This is a genomic window from Vibrio sp. CCB-PB317 (assembly GCF_022808245.1).
Lineage (GTDB): Bacteria > Pseudomonadota > Gammaproteobacteria > Enterobacterales > Vibrionaceae > Vibrio > Vibrio diabolicus.
This window is the reverse complement of record NZ_JALGNU010000003.1, coordinates 380856-400793: the sequence shown is the minus strand read 5'-3', so window position 1 is coordinate 400793 and position 19938 is coordinate 380856. Positions and strand designations below refer to the sequence as shown.

11 protein-coding genes are annotated in these 19938 nt (G+C 46.6%); 5 read left to right on the top strand and 6 right to left on the bottom strand.

Annotated elements, in window-relative coordinates; all coding sequences use genetic code 11:
- Positions 1-17: 17 nt before the first annotated feature.
- From recD to recC, 3 genes are all read right to left on the bottom strand, one after another.
- Positions 18-2165: an exodeoxyribonuclease V subunit alpha gene (gene recD / locus MTR11_RS18990; protein WP_243328206.1), complete on the bottom strand. Its 2148-nt coding sequence runs from the start codon at positions 2163-2165 to the stop codon at positions 18-20.
- Entirely contained in the window at positions 2165-5839 is a 3675-nt protein-coding gene (gene recB, locus MTR11_RS18985; RefSeq protein ID WP_243328428.1) for an exodeoxyribonuclease V subunit beta, read from the bottom strand. Before recB ends, recD begins: the two co-directional genes overlap by 1 nt.
- A gap of 327 nt (positions 5840-6166) precedes the next feature.
- Complete coding sequence (gene recC / locus MTR11_RS18980; RefSeq protein ID WP_243328205.1) at positions 6167-9658, bottom strand: exodeoxyribonuclease V subunit gamma; 3492 nt, start codon at positions 9656-9658, stop codon at positions 6167-6169.
- Positions 9659-9910: 252 nt separating this feature from the next.
- Here recC and MTR11_RS18975 point away from each other — a divergent pair, with 252 nt between their 5' ends.
- Entirely contained in the window at positions 9911-11734 is a 1824-nt protein-coding gene (locus tag MTR11_RS18975) for a DUF3413 domain-containing protein (protein WP_243328204.1), read from the top strand.
- A gap of 75 nt (positions 11735-11809) precedes the next feature.
- Here MTR11_RS18975 and MTR11_RS18970 read toward each other — a convergent pair whose 3' ends face one another.
- Positions 11810-12784, bottom strand: coding sequence for a TDT family transporter (locus MTR11_RS18970; RefSeq protein ID WP_025533968.1), 975 nt, complete (start codon positions 12782-12784; stop codon positions 11810-11812).
- A gap of 109 nt (positions 12785-12893) precedes the next feature.
- Between MTR11_RS18970 and MTR11_RS18965 the strand changes: the two genes are divergently transcribed.
- The 3 genes from MTR11_RS18965 (at position 12894) to dapD (ending at position 15606) form a co-directional block, all read left to right on the top strand.
- Positions 12894-13820, top strand: coding sequence for a LysR substrate-binding domain-containing protein (locus MTR11_RS18965; protein ID WP_243328203.1), 927 nt, complete (start codon positions 12894-12896; stop codon positions 13818-13820).
- A gap of 128 nt (positions 13821-13948) precedes the next feature.
- Positions 13949-14245 (top strand): YebG family protein, encoded by a 297-nt coding sequence (locus MTR11_RS18960; RefSeq protein WP_041852896.1) that lies wholly within the window; start codon positions 13949-13951, stop codon positions 14243-14245.
- Positions 14246-14574: 329 nt separating this feature from the next.
- Entirely contained in the window at positions 14575-15606 is a 1032-nt protein-coding gene (gene dapD, locus MTR11_RS18955; RefSeq protein ID WP_012841475.1) for a 2,3,4,5-tetrahydropyridine-2,6-dicarboxylate N-succinyltransferase, read from the top strand.
- 77 nt (positions 15607-15683) lie between these two features.
- Here dapD and glpQ read toward each other — a convergent pair whose 3' ends face one another.
- Together glpQ and glpT are read right to left on the bottom strand one after the other, a co-directional pair.
- Complete coding sequence (gene glpQ / locus MTR11_RS18950) at positions 15684-16739, bottom strand: glycerophosphodiester phosphodiesterase (RefSeq protein WP_243328202.1); 1056 nt, start codon at positions 16737-16739, stop codon at positions 15684-15686.
- A 56-nt stretch (positions 16740-16795) separates the two neighbouring features.
- Entirely contained in the window at positions 16796-18160 is a 1365-nt protein-coding gene (glpT, locus tag MTR11_RS18945) for a glycerol-3-phosphate transporter (RefSeq protein ID WP_006742417.1), read from the bottom strand.
- An 897-nt stretch (positions 18161-19057) separates the two neighbouring features.
- Between glpT and MTR11_RS18940 the strand changes: the two genes are divergently transcribed.
- Positions 19058-19912 (top strand): MIP/aquaporin family protein, encoded by an 855-nt coding sequence (locus tag MTR11_RS18940; protein WP_046875005.1) that lies wholly within the window; start codon positions 19058-19060, stop codon positions 19910-19912.
- Positions 19913-19938 lie beyond the last annotated feature (26 nt).

Below are 19938 nucleotides of genomic sequence, written 5' to 3'. Positions count from 1 at the left end.
AGCTCGGTCTTCTTGTTTTAGTTGGTAAGCCGCTTTACTAACCCACTCGCACGAGTGGTTTTCACTTTAATACCTCGCTTCAGAACATTGAGTTCGGCGTAAAGAGCTAAACGCTTTTTCGCGCGGGTAATGCCTGTGTAAATCAACTCACGGGTTAATATCGGGCTAAAGTCTGGTGGCAAAATCATCAGGGTGTAATCAAATTCACTGCCTTGCGATTTATGGATGGTCATGGCGTAAGCCGTTTCATGTTCAGGTACTCGGCTTGGCAAGACCGATTTCACACTGCCGTCAGGTAACTCGAAAAAGACTTTCAAACGCGGTTCATCTTCACTGTCATCTCGCATACAAATACCAATATCACCGTTATACAAACCTAAACCGTGATCATTACGCGTAACCATGACGGGTCTGCCGTGATACCAAATTTCATCGTGAACCTGAATTAACTTGCGCGCCGCGAGCGCTTTCTCGATGCGTTGGTTTAGCCCAGCCACACCGAAGTCACCTTCACGGATCGCGCACAGCAGTCGGCATTGGTTGAAGGTATCTAACACCGCTTTGGCTTTGTGCGTTAGCGACTCTGGCTCTCCGGTTTTAGGATCAGTTTCCTGTTGTCCAATGCGTTTGAGGTAACGACCGTATTCCTGCACCAACGTCTGCATCATTTGGTTGTAATGTTGGCTACTTAGCGCGAAATGTTCGATGTCAGAAAAATCTTTCGCCCAGATATTATCTACGCTCGCAGCAGAACCTGAGTTAACCGCTTTTGCCAACTGACCAATGCCTGAGCGAGCATCAAATCGGTAGCTCTTTTGCAGCATACATAAACTATCGGCAATGCTAGATGCACTGTTACCCGTATGCGCTAAAGTATCGAAACCCGTCAGTTTTGCGATGGCTGATGCCTGCTCTTTGCCATAGCCCAATGCATGGAACGAACAGATATCACCCAACACAGCCCCAGCTTCAACTGAAGCAAGTTGGTCTTTATCACCTAGCAAAATCAGCCGCGCATGTTTCGGTAAGGCATCGACCACTTTGTACATCATTGGCAAATCGACCATCGACGCTTCGTCGATAACTAAAATATCCAAATGCAGTGGATTTTGCTTGTTGTGACGGAATTCTGCGCTATTAGAAATCGCGCCCAGCAACCGATGTAAGGTGCTTGATTCAGTCGGAATTTTGGCTTTTAGCTCCGGAGAAACTGGCAGCTCTTGCACCGCTTTACCAATGGACTCGGTTAATCGCGCCGCCGCTTTCCCCGTCGGGGCCACCAGCTTGATGGTTAGTTTTTTCTCGTGCGTCGCCTGTTCAATCAAAGCGGCAAGCAATTTGGTTACTGTCGTCGTTTTACCCGTGCCTGGACCACCAGAAATCACAGCAAATCGACGGGTTAACGCAACTGCCGCCGCGACTTTTTGCCAGTTCACGCAAGCCGAGAGTGGTGCGAGTTCATCCAGTATTTGCAAATCTTGAACCTTGCGCGCATTGCTAAGCACGGAATCAATCGCAGGCCAATCCAACGATTCGCTTGCGACCACATCAAGGTGGTCACACACCAATTGTTGACGCAACACTTGGTTGCTGCTTCCCGCTTCTACTGCTTTGCCCAACGCGTTAAACAGAAAATGGTATTGGCGTGCAAACAAATGGTTGAGCAACGCGGATAATCGCGCAAACTCTTGTGGTTGCAAGTTAACTGCGGCGCCCAACTGATTGAGCTTTTCCGCCAATGTCACTTCATAATGCCAATAGCGGTGCAGATACAGACGCTCACCATCGAACATCAGCGGCAAGGCTTCTCCTTGCGCGCCAACCACGCTGGAATTTTGTAATACTTCAATCCAGTCTATGCCTTGCAACTGTGTGTTGAGCGCCAATGCCGACTCACCAAACAGCCCTAGCTTACTGGCTAAATCCGTAGATTGCCCTTGTGCATCGAACAGAGACAGACAGATATGTCCTTTGCCAAGCTCACTACTGACAACACCCGCGATAAACGCCAATGCTTGGTTGTCAGGCTGTTCATCATTAGTTTGAGAATCAATAAAGCAGGCGAATTGGTAGTCGAGCTGACGAAGCGCGCCTTTGTGCGCCAAGCGTTCCAACACTACCAATAGGCTATCTTGGTCAGAATGAAGATTGTGATTTGTCGTCATTAAAGTAGCTCCATCTGCCCGGCTTGAGTTGAGCGCGTTTCAAGTACTTGACCATCAATCAAACGATCCATCTCTTGTAAGAACTCTAAGGTTGGTTTCGCGGCAAAAATGCCGTGGTCACTCTGCCCATCCATGCCGCGCAAGAACAAGTAATACACGCCACCGAAGTGCTGCTCATATTGATAATTCGCCAATCGGCTGCGTAGGAAACGATGCAGTGCTAACGCATAAATCTGATACTGCAAATCGTAGCGGTGATCCGCCATGGCCGATTTCAGAGCCTCACCATGGTAGCTCGTTACATCGTCGCCAAGATGATTCGATTTCCAGTCAAGCACGTAGTATTTACCTTGATGTTCAAACACCAAGTCGATAAAACCTTTGAGCATGCCTTGCACGGTTTGGAAACCTAAATCCCCCGCTTTCGCCGACAACGGATCGTGACGTTGAATGACTCGGTTTAACGCCGGTGCAGACAACACTTCAATCGGCAACAAAAATTCCATCTCCACCAAACGTTGCGACGGTGCTTTTTGATTCAGCAGCAAAGACTTACCATCCAACGGCGTTGCGAGTACGGTATCAATCAATTGTTGTAAAATGGGCAACCACTCTTCATCGAGCTGTTCGCTTTCCATCAAACCAAGGATGATTTGTGTATTCTCTTCAGTAGTGGCTGGCTGAGTAAATTCAATTTCCTCAAACAAGCTGTGCAGGAACGTACCCGGACGCGCACCACGAGGGAAGGTAAAAATAGAGCGCTCTGGCTCCACCAAATCGGCTTCGTCTTGCTCTTCAGATGAGTCGATATCAAAACCCGTAATCTCAATCGTGGCATCATGCTCGGCGTGATGAGAGCCTTGCTTGACCAAGCCAGAATAACTGGTGATGCGCCAGTTTCTGTCGATAGGGTTTTGCAGTTCTTTCGCGCTAAGATCGTGTATTTCTTCTTGTGGCGCTACGTACTTCTCTTCGAGTTGCTGCGGCGGTTCGGCCACAACGACACAATCAAGCTCGTCTTGTTGCTTTGTTAAACCTTGGTGCAAATCGTTAATACCACCTTCTTGACCATTTTGAATCAAATAGCCAATCGCACAGCGGTGTACGCCAGTTGGCTCTTTGGTCGAACGGCCATTGCGCAAAGGCGAGGCACCGATAAAACACGCATACACAGCTCGCGTTAGTGCCACGTATATCAAGCGTAAGTCTTCCGCCAAACGCTCTTTATCCGCTTGCTTCATGGACGCATCGTTGCCAGTGATATCCAGTACCGTGCGGTCATTGGCTGCATCGTAATATTTGGCTTCACTGGCTTCTCGATAGCTGAACACAAACGGCAGAAATACGAGGTCATACTCCAAGCCTTTTGATTTGTGAATAGTCACGATCTGCACTAAGTTACGTTCCGATTCTAAACGTTGGATTTGGTCATCACAGCCACCCAAACCATTTTCCGCATCACTGATAGACTGAGCGATCCAACGCAGCAGACCGTGATCGCTGTCCAGTTCATTACTGGCTTGTTGAAGCAGTTCACCGATGTGCATTAAATCGGTAAGCACTCGCTCACCATTCTCACCCTGTGAACTCGCGCCTTCTTCTAGTAATCGCTCGGCAATATGGCGTTTGCTGATCACCGCGCGCAGCATCGGCAGCACACCACGCTGAACCCAAAGTTTGCGATATTCTTTGAATTCGTTAACGGCGTTTTCCCACACAATTTCATCGTTATTAAGTGCATCCAAACTTGCTGCGTCGAGGGCAAACAGCTCAGAAGCAAGACTTGCACGCAGTGCACGGTCATTTTCTGGCGTCAGCACCGCTTGCAGCAGGCGCTGTAAATCCTGCGCCACCGAACTGGTAAACACACTGTCTCGGTTAGACAGATACACACTAGCAATGCCTTGATCAGCCAACGCTTGTTTGATCATTCGACCTTCACTACCTGTTCGAACCAACACCGCGATATCGCCCGCTTGAACCGCTTTCTGTTTTTCGCCATTCACCAGACACGCTTGCCCCTGTTGAGCCTGCGTCAAAATAGTTTGGATTTGGCTTGCGGTCGCCTCTGCCATTCGAGTCAAATACTCGCCTTTGGGTAGCGGTTTATCGTCCGCTTCTTGCAACCAATAGGTCAGCGCGGGTTGCTTTTGGCCACCCATAGTCCAAATGCGTTTTTCGGCATTGGGACTGTACTTAACGGGTAAGAACGGAATATCCGAATCATAGATAAATGGACTGTCTGGCAAAGCAAATACTTGGTTTACCGCCTGCACCATATCTGCGCTAGAACGCCAGTTGGTTCCTAACGTGTAGTGGGCACTTACTTGGTTACGTGCTTTGATATAAGTGAAAATGTCTGCGCCACGAAAGCCATAAATCGCCTGCTTGGGGTCACCGATCATAAACAAACCACATTCCGGGTTGTTCAGATAAATACGGCTGAAAATACTGTATTGAAGCGGATCGGTATCTTGGAACTCGTCAATCATTGCGACAGGGTACAAAGTACGAATACGCGCCGCTAAAAGCTCGCTTTCGTCCGTATCGATAGAAGCAGAAAGTTGCGTCAGCAAATCATCGAAAGAGAGCCACTGTTTTTGATTTTTCGCGTTGGCCAGCATCACACGACATTGCTCAATCGCATGAGCAAGCAGTGGCGCTTTTAAGCTGATTGGATTGGCAAGAAATGTTTCAATGGCTTCAAATACCGCATGCTGCGGCGCACTGCCTTTCGGTGTTTTTTCCAACAAGACGTTTTGCGCGAATTTCTCCAGCTTGTCTGGATAATCGTAACCTGTGGTTTCCGTTGCCGCCCAAGCATTCACCGCCTCCAACCACGTCGGCAGAGACTTTTTGGTGTAGCTGCGTTTGTTAATATCTGAATCTGAAATCAGCGTGAAGAAGTCATCTTGGCTTTCTCGCCACTGTGCTTTTAATTCATCAATTTTTTTCAAATTTTCAGTATGAAGATCAGCCAAACTACCTTTCATTGCAGGAACAGAAAGGCTTAACGGCGCACCGGTTAAGTAATTGCTGATGTCAGACAACAACGCAGATGGAGAGCTCCATAGCTGGCGAATTTCCCCAGCCAAGGTAAATGGTAACGGGTAGAAATTGCGACGCCAGTAATCGGCTACAACTTGCGCTTTTAGGTGACTTTCATCGGTCACAAACTCGTTATTAAATCGGCTGCCAGATTCAAACGCATTTTGCGTTAGCATACGTTGGCAAAAACCGTGAATGGTGTAGACCGCCGCCTCGTCCATCTGACGCTCTGCCTGCAATAAAATTTCTGCGGCTTGCTTGTGATCGTCAAACTCATTAAGCAAAGGTTGGATCACCGGATCGGAACTCTGTCCACGCGCAAACGCGATTCGCGCATCATGGATTCTTGCCCTGATACGATCGCGTAATTCCGCAGTTGCCGCTTCGGTAAAGGTTACGACCAGAATTTGGTCGACCGTAAGCGGTACGCGATGTCGAGTTTCCGCGCTGCCGTGACCAAGCAAAAGGCGCAGATATAAACCTGCAATAGTGAAGGTTTTACCTGTACCTGCTGATGCCTCGATTAACCTCGCACCATGCAGAGGAAACGTCATCGGTTCTAGTGGCGTTGGTTGAGGTTGCTCTGTGCGGTCTAACGTATGTAGAGGACACTCTGCACCTGACATTTGATCCATAACGCTGAATCTCTCCGGATTATTTACTAGGACGTATCACCTAATAAATGTGATCTATAGTTAAAAATTCTATTAATATGTTTAACAAGTTGGATAATTTAGAGCTTTGTGAGATCTTTCTCACGGTTATCCATAAGACGTACCGTTAGTATGCGCCCCACGAGATAAGCCAAACCTTTTTGGCGGCACAACTCAAATGAATTAAACAAAAGTATCATGGTCCCTCTGACCTTGTGGCCGTACAGCGAACGCCCTACAAAAAATAATGATTTTCTGGCGGCCACCCTACTCTTCCTTCTCTTTATCCAACTGTCTTTATTACGCTTTTACGTCATCAGCGTCTTGAATCGCTAAGCGCGCACCTTGCAAAACTAATGCTGTCAGCAAACGAACTTCTGAGGCCAACTCATCATTCCAAGCTGGCCAAATTCGAGAGATGTACGCATTATTGCCTTCGCCCGGGCTCATGAAGCCATCATTGAATGCGTCAGCCATTTTCTTCAAAGATTTCTCTTCGTCATCGACCCACTGACCACGGCTAAAGCCCGCTTCAACACAAGCCAACGCCGTTTTCGGGAAGTAAGACAAAGGCTTAGTCATGCCTTCGAAGAACAAGCGAACTAATTCAGTCAGTAGCTGTTTGGCATACTGCGCATCGGCAATGTCTGGGTAGATCAAATGCAGCGCGCCTTCTTTACGATCGTAGCCAATCAGATGAGTTTTCTTGGCATAACCCGACGCCGACATGGCAAGGTGATCGATCCACGCTGCAAGGTAATCTTGCGCTCGAATCTTACCGCTTCGGTAGCGAATCAAACCGGATTGGTAGCATTGAGTCAGCCAACCAGTCAGGCGAACGTTTTTCTCTTCGCCTTCATTTCGCTCAAACAAGGAATCAAACGTCAGGTCGATTTCCAGATCGTCTTGAGGCGCACCAGATAAAAACGCCAGTTTGTCCACCAGCTCTTCCGCCTGAACTCGGTTGGTTTCAAACTCGATATCACCAAACGCCCCCACCGGCAGTTTGCCTTGCGCGCGCTGTTGACTCATAAAGTGTTTAAGCACCTCTGTTTTTTTCTCTGGCTGCATCAATGTCGTTTCAAGCAAGGTTTCTAACAGCTCATCACGCATTTGATAACTTTCCAAACCACCTAAAACAAAGGGTTCGTCGTCTTCCATCACCGGCAGTGGCGGCTCAAAGATTACTTTTAAGCGACGATTGAAAAAATACTGCACCGGTAAGCGCCAGAAACGTTGCAACTCGACTAAGTCGAGCTCAAGTGGGAACGTCGCTCCTAACAGATAGTCGTCTAATGCACGATTAAAATCACGACGAACATAGCCTTGCGATTGACTACTTTGAGTCAATGCCGCTGGAATCCACTCTTTCGCGTAGCTGGCGTGCGTGCCTTGGAACGCACTTGGGCTAAACGGCACCATGGCGTGGGTATTCACCAACGCATTTAATAAGTTGTCGCCAGACTCATCAACGGGCAACGCTTCATCACCACTTAAACAATAGTTTTGGTGGCAGTATTCCATCAGCTCAGAAACCAGAACCGAAGGCACTCGCTCGGTGTTGTCTTGGATTGAACGGCCAACATAACTGATGTAGAGCGTTTGCTGTGCAGACAACATCGCTTCGAGGAATAGGTAACGGTCATCATCTCGGCGTGAACGGTCGCCCGGCTTGGTTCTTCCCGTCATCAAGTCAAAGCCTTCTGGCGGCATGGAGCGTGGATACACGCCGTCATTCATCCCCAGTAGACAAACGGTTCTAAACGGAATAGAGCGCATCGGCATCAGGGTACAAAAGTTCACTTGACCAGCCAGGAAGCGCTGGCTGACTCGTGTGCCAGATAATTTGTTTTGAAGGTATTGGCTGATGATCGACGGCGACAACGCATCATCAAATGCGGCATCAGCTAATTGCTCTTTGAGTTGGCTGAGCGTATCGCGAATGGATTTGAGCGCCATTTCGCCCTCTAACTCAACTGAGAAGAAGTCATCCAGCAGTGAAACCAAAGTCTCTCGCCAACCATCAATAGTCTGAACATGAGAAAGTTTGCTTCGATAAGTGCTAATTTGTTGGATAAAGTGTGCCAACTTGCCCGCCAGCTCTGCGCCCATGCCTTGCACTTCGTTGTACGGAGATAAACTGCCTTGCTCGGTTTCAAACAAACCTGCGGATTCTGGCATCGCGTAGCCAAGCAACATGCGTTGAATACCAAATTGCCACGTGTTTTGACGGGTTTCCGGCAGTTCAAATTCGCGTCCGGTATTGGCATCCAACCCCCAGCGAATTCCCGATTCCTCAACCCATTGTTTGGCTTGTAAGAAATCATCTTCGCTGAGTTCAAAACGCTTTAATATCGCTGGAGTTTCCAGAAGTTCGAGTAGTTCTGATGCCAAACAGCGCGTATTGGGTAAGTTCACCAACTGCATAAATGCGGCCAGAATTGGGCTCTCTTGATCGGCGGTTCGGTCAGAAATCGAATATGGAATAAAACGCTCACCCGGTGCGTTACCAAAGACCGCCTGAATCGCAGGGCTGTAAGCGTTGATGTCCGCGACCATCACGATAATATCGCGCGGTTTTAACGTTGGGTCAGCATCGAACATCGCCAATAGTTGATCATGCAGCACTTCCACTTCACGCATCGGGCTGTGACAAGCGTGTAGGCTCAGTGATTTATCACCCAAGCTAACCACTTGTTTGTGATGACTGTTTTCAATCTGTTGGTCATCTTGATGTTCTTCAAGATTGAGAATATCCGCTTGCAATTGATGGAGCAGACTGTCGCGCTCAACATCAACAAAGGCTTCAATTTCATGAGATTCCAGCTGAGACAACAGATACATATTGTCACGCCCGAGTTTACCCATGGACGCCAACAGACTGTTTCCAACCACATCGGTGTGCAGCTCATCGATCACATTATCTTCCAATGAGCCTTTCAGTTGCTCAGTTTCACCTTGCACTTCCGAGTGATCGTCCTGCCACACAACGTGCTGACGATGTTTCGCCGCCAAACGAGCCAGATATTTGCGATCTCGAACTTCACCCCAGTAATAACGACACGGGTTGGTGAACATCAGATGCACGTCGATGTGTTCACCAATTGCTTTTAGCGCATCCATATAGCGAGGCGGCAACGAAGAAATACCAAAAACAAACAAACGCTTGGGTAAATGGTCAAAATTGCCGTTAAAACTCGCTAATGTGTCGATAAAGTGCTCATAAAGGTTGGCACGGTGATAAGGAGACTGTCCTAATGACACAGTGTGATCGTACAACGCTTGCCACAGGATCGGCTGCCACGGATGCTCATCTTCCAGCTCTGGCACACTCTGCCCAGCTTCCCAACTTGCGATCCATTCCGGACGATACACCAAGTAACCATCGAAAATATCGGCAATTTTCTCAGCCAGCTGATACAGCTTAGAGTGGTCACTGTCATCTTTGAGGTACTGCGCTAACGGCGAAAACACCTCTTGGTTGAGAAGCCCCGGAAGCAGATGCATCAACTTCCACGTCATCGCTTCTTTGTTAAACGCACTGCGTTTTGGCACGTCTGGCAACACCTGCGTAAACATATCCCAAATGAAGGTAGCAGGAAGCGGAAAATCAATGTTGGCGGCAACACCAAACTCTTTGGCCAATTCCATTTTTAGCCACTGGGACATGCCCGGACTTTGAACCAGAATTTGTTCTTTTTCGAACGGGTTTTCCAGCGGACTGATTCGAATCAGTTCGACAAGGAGTGATTTGAGAACGTCAACTTGGTTGGAATGATAAACAGTAAACAAATTGGGAATACCGAGCGCCGATTGAAACTGTTAGCTAGCTTAGCACAGCCCCATTTAAACCCGCAGTGATCTCGCGTTCGGAAAAAACAAAAGGTTATATATCACTCAAATAGAGTATGAATCTTCTTAATTTTCACATGTCAATCAAGTCTGACACTTCCATACAAAATGTGACATTCGTCGCAACTATTCCATAATAAAAAACACTGTTTTATACTCCCACTACCCATAATTTATAAACAAACAAAAAGTATGTTTCGCAAACTGTCTTCCAACAGCGCTTGGCTGATTGCTTTTTTTGCTTGCTTTGCAGTGTATCTGTCGATCGCTTGTTATCCTTTTGTGTTGTCTAACAATCAGAATGAACCACTAACCTTGTTGCAAGGTTACTATTTAGTTTCGACTCAATATGGCTGGCTGGGCTTGATCGCTCTTCCATTTATGTTGTTGAGTTTATTGCTCTCTTTTCTACCGAATCGAGCATTCAAAGGCATCGTGATCGCTATCGCGATCTGTCTATTGATCATGTTTAAAGTCGATATCCTCGTTTTTCAGCAATACAAACTTCACATCAACGCCCTATTAATCCGTATGTTTTTCGAAGGTGGCGGTGATGTCTTCGATATTTCTTGGATGAGTTGGCTAATCTTCATCAGTGAAGTTGCCGTTCTGGTGATCGGGCTCGCCTGTACCGTTTGGATGAGTAATCAACTGGCAGAAAGCCGAGCTAAGTTCGTTTTGCTCAGCGTCTGGTTTGCTGTATTGCTTAGCACGCAGATGATTCATGCGTACAAAAACGCGCTTTACGACGATGAAGTCAGTCAGTTTTCGAATAACTGGCCACTTTACTACCCGCTGACGGCTCGTAAATTTATTTACAAACACGACCTAGTGGATGAGAACATTGCATCGAAGAACCGCGTAGAGTTAACCAACATTGAACGTAGCTCACTCAACTACCCGCTTGCGCCCATTCAAGTGCAAAGCAAAGAGAAGCAGCCCAATGTTTTGTTTATCTTGGTTGACGCGTGGCGCTACAGTGATGCGACGCCGGAAGTCATGCCAAATGTCAGCAAGTTCGCCGAAAAAACAGTGAATTTCACACAACATATGAGCGGCGGCAACTCAACTCAAGCGGGTATTTTCAGCCTGTTTTACAGCTTGCCCGCGACCTACTGGGAAAGCTTTTACGCAAGCCAACGCTCTCCTGTTTTTATGGATACGCTGCAAGCAGAAGGCTACCGCATGGGCATTTTTGGCTCGGCACCGCTCACCAGCCCGCCACTTTCTCGCACGGTATTCAAAAAAGTGTCGGACTTGACCTTGAAACAAACTGGGGAAACAGCTGTCGAGCGCGATCAGCAGATAACAGACAAGTTCATCGAGTTCCAAAAGCAGGACAGCGATAAGCCGTACTTTGGTTTTCTGTTCTACGATGCCGCCCACGGCACAGTATTTCCCGAACCTGAATTTGCGAAATTCAAACCATACTGGGAACGCGTTGACCACATTTTGCTCAACAACGATTTTGACGCTTCGCTTTACCACAATCGATACAAGAACTCGTTGTACTACATCGATAGCTTGATTGGCGATGTACTGAAAAACGTCGACTTAGACAACACCATTGTGGTGATTTCATCTGATCATGGTGAAGAGTTTAACGACCATAAGATGAACTATTGGGGCCACACGGGTAACTACAGTGACGTACAAGTGCATGTGCCTCTTTACGTGTACATACCAAATCGTCAACCAGACCAAATTGATTACCGCACGACCCATTTCGACGTCGTGCCAACCATGATGAATACGCTGTTTGACGTTCAAGGCACAACGAGTTCATACAGCGTTGGTCATAACTTGTTTGATAGCTCTGCCCCTCGCGATTGGTATATTGCTGGCAGCTACTACAACTATGCATTGGTCGGCAAAGAACTGATGCTTGTGGTCAATCCTGGCGGGCACTCTCAGCAACTGAATCGCCAGTTAAAAGTCGTGAAAGAACAGAAAGTTCCTGTCGATATCATTCGTCATTCTCTGGATGAGATGTCGCGATTTTACAAAAAAGGCTAGTGTCCAACATCGACGCCGATTGAAATAAAAAAGCCTCTTGGTTGTAAGACCAAGAGGCTTTTTCCTATCTGCTATTTAAGCGTGATGAGCGTGCATCAAGCGTGGCTGAATCAATAAGTTGTTGATGTATTGTAAAGCCACATAAGAGACAACAAATGTTGCCACAATCAACTCAAGACCAGCTAAGCCTCGCACTTGTTGAACATAGTGCGCAGCCAATCCTTGCAATTCCATCCAATTCGCCATTTTAAACAGCGCCGTCGCACCGATCACCATCGGGAAAGTGAACGCCGCATAGCCTGGGCTAAATGGCAGTCTAAGCAATTTAAAGAATGCGAGGTAAATGATGGCTGTCATCAATACCGCGATACCAAATAGCATAGCGATGATCACCGGTGATGGTGTCGCAGTGACCGTTAAGTACCCTGCCAATGATAGACTTGCTGGCGCTGCCATGATTGCCATTGTTGGTTTCGCTGCATCCGGAATTTCATGGGTAAACATGAAACGGTAAATCATCATCGGCAACATGATCGCGTACGCCACCATACCAAACATCAATGCACCTTGTGCCACTGGTGCTAACATCGGGTTGCCAGAGAAAGACACATCCGCAACGATGATACCCACTGGCGGTACAAACCAACTAGGAACCATGTGGTGCAATTCAAAATCTTTGGCGCGATGGTAAACAAAGCTCACCAAGAACACGATGTGCAGAACCACTGCAATCAGCCAAAGTACATCACCAGCCAATGGGTAAAAATGGCCTAGAGAGTTCGATACCACCATAGTGCCCATCGCAAATGTCGGAACCACGCTGCCCACAACCGGATGAGCAAGATCTTCTCTCAATAGATGGTTATGTAGCAAAAACTTGGTTGCCAATATAACCAACAATACGCTCGCAATACCCGCACTAATCCACTGTCCGTAGCCATGTAATTCGGCGAAGTTTTCCCAACTCCAGCCTAAGCTTGCAATACCAAGAGCCAAACCCGCCATCGGAGTTGGTGCTCCCATTACTTTTGCTTTTGTTCTTTGAATCATGATGACCTCAACCAGACTCACTCTTGATGGAGCGTATAATACGCTTGCACTTCGTTCCGATATATCTAATTATTTAAAACAAACGTTCAAAATTACTTAACGGTGGGGTATGGCAAGTCACATTTCTATTAAACAACTGAAAGTGTTTACGACGATCACGCAACACAAAACGCTCACAGCAGCTTCTGATAGTCTCTTTTTATCAAAAGCCGCTGTGAGCATGGCACTCTCAGAATTAGAAAAGCAGATCGGCCATCACTTGTTTGATCGTGTTAATAACCGACTGATTTTGAACCAAGAAGGTCAAAAGCTACTGCCACTGGCGGATGAATTACTCAACCGAGCCAAGGACATCGAGAGCATTTTCGATGGTGACCAAGCGCTATCGGGCCAACTTCGCATTGGTGCCAGCGACACCATTGGCAACCAAGTCGCGCCCTATTTGCTTAGCGAATTTCGTCAGCAAACGAATCATCGTTCTCAAAGCCTGTTCATTTCTAACTCTGCACAAATCTGCGACATGCTGACCGATTACGAGTTAGACATAGCCCTCATTGAAGGCAAAACACTTCACCCTGAATTGCAGTCCACCCAGTTTAGCGAAGATGAAATGTGCGTGATTTGCGCGCCCGATTATCCAGCCGCGCACGAAGGGCCAGTAAACTTAACCGAGCTAGAAAACAGTGAATGGATATTGCGAGAGGCGGGATCTGGTTCACGCGAATTTTTTATGCGCGTTGTCGCGCCGCGCTTGGAACATTGGCATGAAGCTTTTCAGCTCAATACCACCGAAGCGTTGATCAACTCAGTATCTGCTGGGCTGGGCTTAGGTTGCTTGTCACGTTTGTCTGCAGAACCTGCTATTCGTGACGGTCGCGTAAAACTGCTCGACATGCCTTTAGATATGAAACGTCGCTTCTGGCTACTGGTTCACAAAGAGAAATACCAAAGCCCACTACTCAGAACGTTTATCGAATTTTGCCAAGACTGGGAACGACCAAATAACCTTTATCTAGAGGATACACCCTCCAAGTGAAACGGAGATAGTTTAAATGCTGGTCAGTTAGTTGTACGTGTCTCTCATTCTTAGGCTTGTCGCTAGACTTAACTGGTCAAAAACTGTATAAAAAGCCAGTATCAATACACCAAGTTAGGGGACCAACCATGGCTGTAATCGTCAAGTACGTGGTAGAACGCAATGGAGAAGAGAAAATGACTTTTACCTCTAAAGCGGAAGCTGACGCATACGATAAAATGCTAGACATGGCAGACGAACTATTCACGCTGCTAGGTAAAAGTGAACTTCTAGAAGACGAAGGTAAGCAAGAAGATCTTGCGATGTACCTCGCTCAAAACAAAGAAGAAGTGCTTTACGCACTGGGTGCAAAACGCAAACCGGCACCAAAGAAAGCAAAAAAGCTTGAATCTGTAGAAGAAGATAAGCAAGAAGACGCTGCATAAGCCTCTCATTTGTTAAAGAAACGCCGCATCATGTGGCGTTTTTTGTATCTGAAGGCACACATCATCATGGAAAGATCGCCCTTTCTTTCGAGCACAGATACGACAAATCGCCTTCTTTCATTTCAACAAACACCTGCTAATTGACCACCTCACAACCACATTTCTCATCAGACAGACATATCTCCCAAAAGACAAAAGGTATCCATCTACAGACTTTATCTATTTCCCCTCTTTAAACTCCCTAGCACTCTCATTATGATGGCTGACAACTTAATTATTTCTTGTCAGTGAACAGACGAGACACAAGACTCAACACATGGAGATCAACTATGGCTTTCTTTTCTCTAGCCTTTGGTACAGCGACTAAAAACCGCGATGGCAAAATCATTGAAGCGTTTTTTCCAAACCCTGTTCTTAACCCAAATGAAGAGCTTGTTAACGCACTAGCAGCAGTAGCAGGTTACGAACAAGGCAACCAAGCTATCGAGATCTCTGCAGCACAAAGCGCAGAACTTGCGGCGGCTTTCGAAGCAAACGGCGATGCAGCAAACGCATCTTTCGCAACCAAAGCAGCAGAATCAGCACAGCCGCTTGTACTGGTTATCCTAGCTACGGATGAACAACCACAATCTGTTGCTGAAGGCTTCCTAAAACTTCAACTTATCTCCAACCGTCTAGTTAAGCCACACGGCACAGTACTGGATGGCATCTTCGGTCTACTACACAACATCGCATGGACTAACGAAGGCCCAATCGACCTACCTGAGCTGGCTGAGCGTCAAATCGAAGCTCGCCTAGCTGGCCGTACGCTAAGCGTAGATTGCGTAGACAAGTTCCCTAAAATGGTGGACTACGTGGTACCAACTGGTGTTCGTATCGCAGACACTTCTCGCGTTCGTCTTGGCGCACACGTTGGCGAAGGCACAACGGTAATGCACGAAGGCTTCATCAACTTTAACGCGGGAACTACTGGCGTAAGCATGGTTGAAGGCCGTATTTCTGCTGGCGTTGTTGTTGGTAACGGTTCAGACATCGGTGGCGGTGCATCTATCATGGGTACACTATCTGGCGGCGGTAAAGTGGTGGTTTCCATCGGTGAAAACTCTCTACTAGGCGCAAACGCAGGTCTTGGGTTCCCAATGGGTGACCGTTGTACTATCGAATCAGGTCTGTACGTGACTGCTGGTTCTAAAGTGCGCATGCTAGATTCTGCTGGTCAAGAAGTCGAAGTGGTGAAAGCACGCGACCTTGCTGGTGTTTCTGACCTACTGTTCCGTCGTAACTCTGTGACAGGTCAAATCGAGTGTCTTGCAAACAAGAGCGCGGTTGAACTGAACAGCGAACTGCATAAAAACAACTAATAAATAGTTAAGAAAAATCCCCCAGCAGGAAACTGTTGGGGGATTTTTTAGCTTAAAGCAAAATGCGTGTGTGCTGATTACTGATTTAAAAAGCTGACCGCTTTATCTGGGAAATCAGTAAACAAACCATCCACTTTTACTTGGTTGTAGTACACATCCATCATGCCTTCAAAGCTGTCCGTGTACGCTGGAATGCGTCCTGGATCGGCGCGGAACGTGTATGGATGTACTTGCAAGCCAGCGTCTTTTGCAGCCTTCATCAACGGCTTGATGATGATATTGTCTTTGGTTGACTTATCATCCACCAGCATCGGCTTCCAAGGTCCAATACCTTCGGCGTAACTCGCCACTTTCTTCATGCCGTTGGCTTCGAACATCCAATCATAGCTGTATGGCGTTGCTGTATCGCCTTTGTACACCATAGTTTCGTTCCAATCGGTGTAAGCCATGAGCTGAACGAGCTTTAAATCCATGTCCATTGCGGGCATCAACTCACTGTTAATGCGTTGCAGTTCGTTCGCATCAAAACACTGCAGGTAAACTTTGTCGTCTTGCGAGCCGTAACCGTAATGCTTTAATACTTTAAGTACCGCTTTAGAAATGTCCTTACCTTCATGTCGATGGAACCAAGGCGCTTTAATTTCTGGGTAAATACCGATGTCGTAGCCCAACGTCTTGTTAAGGCCTTGGATCAACTCTATCTCTTCAGCAAACGTCGGCACAGTGAAATCCGATTTCCACATAGGGAATCGTGTCGGATAACCAGCGACCTTATTACCTTTGTCATCGATATTAAAGCCTTCAGTTACTCGCAAGGATTTGATTTCCGCCAGTGTGAAATCAATCGCGTAGTAGCGACCGTCTTTGCGTGCACGATCAGGAAAACGCTCCGCAACATCCGTTACGCGATCCAAGTAATGGTCATGCAATACGACCAACTGGTCGTCTTTCGTCATTACCACATCTTGCTCTATGTAGTCAGGTTTCATTGCGTAAGCAAGCGCTTTGGCTTCTAGCGTGTGTTCAGGCAAGTAACCCGATGCGCCACGGTGTGCAATTACAAGTGGTTTTGCAATCGCACCAGCTGAGAGGCTAAGTGCTAAAAAAGTAAGACATACTGACTTTGTTTTCATTGTTATTTCCTTGATAAAGCGAAGAGGCAGTATTCCACTGCCTCTTTAAATAAATATTACGCTAGCGCTTCCTTTTCGCGCTCTTTTTGCTCGTGGTGCGCACGCTCACCTAAGAAGGCGTACATCAAACACACAATAGAAGTAATACAAGAACCAACCAAGATGATAAAGCCACCATCCCAGCCAAAGTGGTCTACCGTGTAGCCAAGAATCGCGTTTGCGGCAACTGCCCCACCTAAGTACCCAAATAAACCAGTAAGACCAGCAGCAGTACCAGCGGCTTTCTTCGGAGCGAGCTCAAGTGCGTACAAGCCAATCAGCATAACCGGACCATAGATTAGGAAGCCAATTGCAATCAGCGCCATCATGTCCACCATTGGGTTACCAGCAGGGTTAAACCAGTAAACCATCACTGCAACGGTCACTAGCACCATAAATAAGATGCCAGCAGGTGCACGACGACCTTTGAACAATTTGTCTGAAATCCAACCACACAATAACGTGCCTGGAATGCCGGCCCATTCGTATAAGAAGTAAGCCCATGACGATTTATCTACCGAGAAATCCTTCGCTTCTTTTAGATAAACTGGTGCCCAATCCAGTACGCCGTAACGAATTAGATAAACAAATGCGTTTGCAATTGCAATCGACCAAAGCAGCTTGTTGTTGAATACATACTTAAAGAAGATTTCCTTGGCTGTCATTTCTTGTTCGTGCGACTTGTCATAGTCATCAGGATAATCGTCTTTATACTCTTCGATCGGTGGCAAACCACAAGATTGAGGCGTATCGCGAACCGTCATCCAAACAAACACAGCAACCAACGTGGCGAAAAATGCAGGAACATAAAATGCAGTGCGCCAATCATCGTTAAATGCCCACAGGCCAAGAATAAATAGTGGACCAATCAAACCGCCACCCACGTTGTGTGCCACGTTCCAAACCGAAACGATCTCACCACGCTCTTTACGTGACCACCAGTGCACCATGGTTCGTCCACATGCGGGCCACCCCATGCCTTGGAACCAACCGTTCAAGAAAAGCAAAATGAACATCGCAGTGACGCTGCCAGTCGCCCATGGCATAAAGCCAAAGCAAAACATCACTAATGCAGACATCAGTAGGCCGCCACTAAGGAAATAGCGAGGGTTGGAGCGGTCAGAAACGCTGCCCATTAGAAATTTAGAGAGACCATATGCAATGGAAACAGCTGCCAGCGCGACACCTAAGTCACCGCGGCTAAAGCCTTGCTCGATAAGATAAGGCATCGCCAAACTGAAGTTTTTACGAACCAGATAGTAACCGGCGTAGCCAACAAATATACCGATAAAGAGTTGCCAACGGAGGCGAGAGTAGGTGCTATCGATACTGCCTGGGGACAGACGATCAATGTGCGCCTTAGGTTTGAATATTCCAAACATAGGAACCTCATTATTTTGTATGCGATGGTAAAAAACACAAAAGGAGCGAACGAAACAAAAAAAATATTCGTTCGAAAGTTCATGAATTGTATTGAGTTAGGATTTTATTTCTGTGACAAATGTTGCACATGAATTAAATATAAGTAAATACAGTAAATTAGAGCACATTAATTAGACCATCGTTCAACTTTACTCATAATTAGTTAATATGAAACTGATGTTTCAACCTCTCATTTGAGCATTCCAATTCGAAACCAATGAAACAAAGGCTCGAATAAGAACACAAATTAACCGTAAAAAGGGTGTTTCACATCCATCCTTGTTACGCGAAACCACTAAATAACTAAAAAGATGAAAAATGTTCGCGCTTAGTATCAAACGAAATAACAAAACTAATGTTATCAGAACTCAAACCTAGACAGTGATTTACGAACACAAGACATAAACCATGTTTATTTTCCTCTCCATTTTCATAATTAACACTAATTTGGATAACAAGCTCCTCTCGAGATATAAACATAGCAACGCATTTTCTGATATCACCGCTAGTCCTTGATGTACTTGGCCTCGCCTTACCTCTTTAGGGTTAATTACTACGCAAAATCTGAGTAATAAATCCCCAAGCACGTAGCAGCTTCACAAAACTCCTCTTACCAGTTGTGCATTCTTTTTCACATCGGTAATTTGAGCGCTTCCAAAACACACTTCGTAGCAAAGAAATTCTTTTCGTTGTTTTCTTTTTCGATTAAAAGATGCGCCATTTAACAAAAACGAAGACTTTGATTAACAATTTTATGCTCAAACGCTCATTTTTAACGCGCGTTTGTTTTCGCAAACGTTTATATGTGCACAATAGTATCGTGCTAGACAGGCAAAAATGATCAAAGGACTTTTAACATGACAACGAACAAACACCCCTCTCTGCTCGGAGAATGTTTGGCCGAGTTTATCGGTACAGGACTACTTATCTTCTTCGGCGTAGGCTGTGTCGCAGCCTTAGTTCTAACAGGCGCATCATTTGGACAATGGGAAATCAGTATTGTATGGGGCCTAGGTGTCGCCATCGCTATTTACTGTACTGCCGGCGTTTCAGGCGCGCACATCAACCCAGCGGTAACCATCGCACTCGCTATGTTCCATGGTTTTGATAAGGCGAAAGTGGTGCCATACATCATCGCCCAAATGCTTGGCGCATTCTGCTCTGCTGCGTTGGTTTACAGCTTATACAGCAACCTTTTCACCGACTACGAAATCGCACATAACTTCGTCCGCAGTAGCCAAGATGCACTAGCAACCGCTGGTATCTTCTCAACCTATCCACATGCTTCCCTCTCTTTCTTTGGCGCTTTTGCTGTGGAATTCGTTATCACTGCCGTGCTGATGTTTGCGATTTTGGCTTTGGGCGATGAAAATAACGGCGCTGCACGAGGTGCAATGAACCCGCTGTTAATCGGTATTTTGATTGCCGTGATCGGTGGTTCTCTTGGCCCACTAACTGGCTTCGCGATGAACCCTGCGCGCGACTTTGGACCGAAACTGTTCGCTTACTTCGCAGGCTGGGATTACGCTCTGACAGGTGCTAAAGACATTCCTTACTTTATCGTGCCTTTACTTGCTCCGATTGCAGGCGCGTGTTTTGGTGGTTGGTTGTATCCAAAAGCGATTGCGGCTTACCTTCCACAACAAGGCCACGGCTGTACAATTCCAAACCAATGTGAGACGGAAGAAGAAACAGAAGAAGCTAGAGCTTAAAACTGACGCAACTCGAACATTTACTA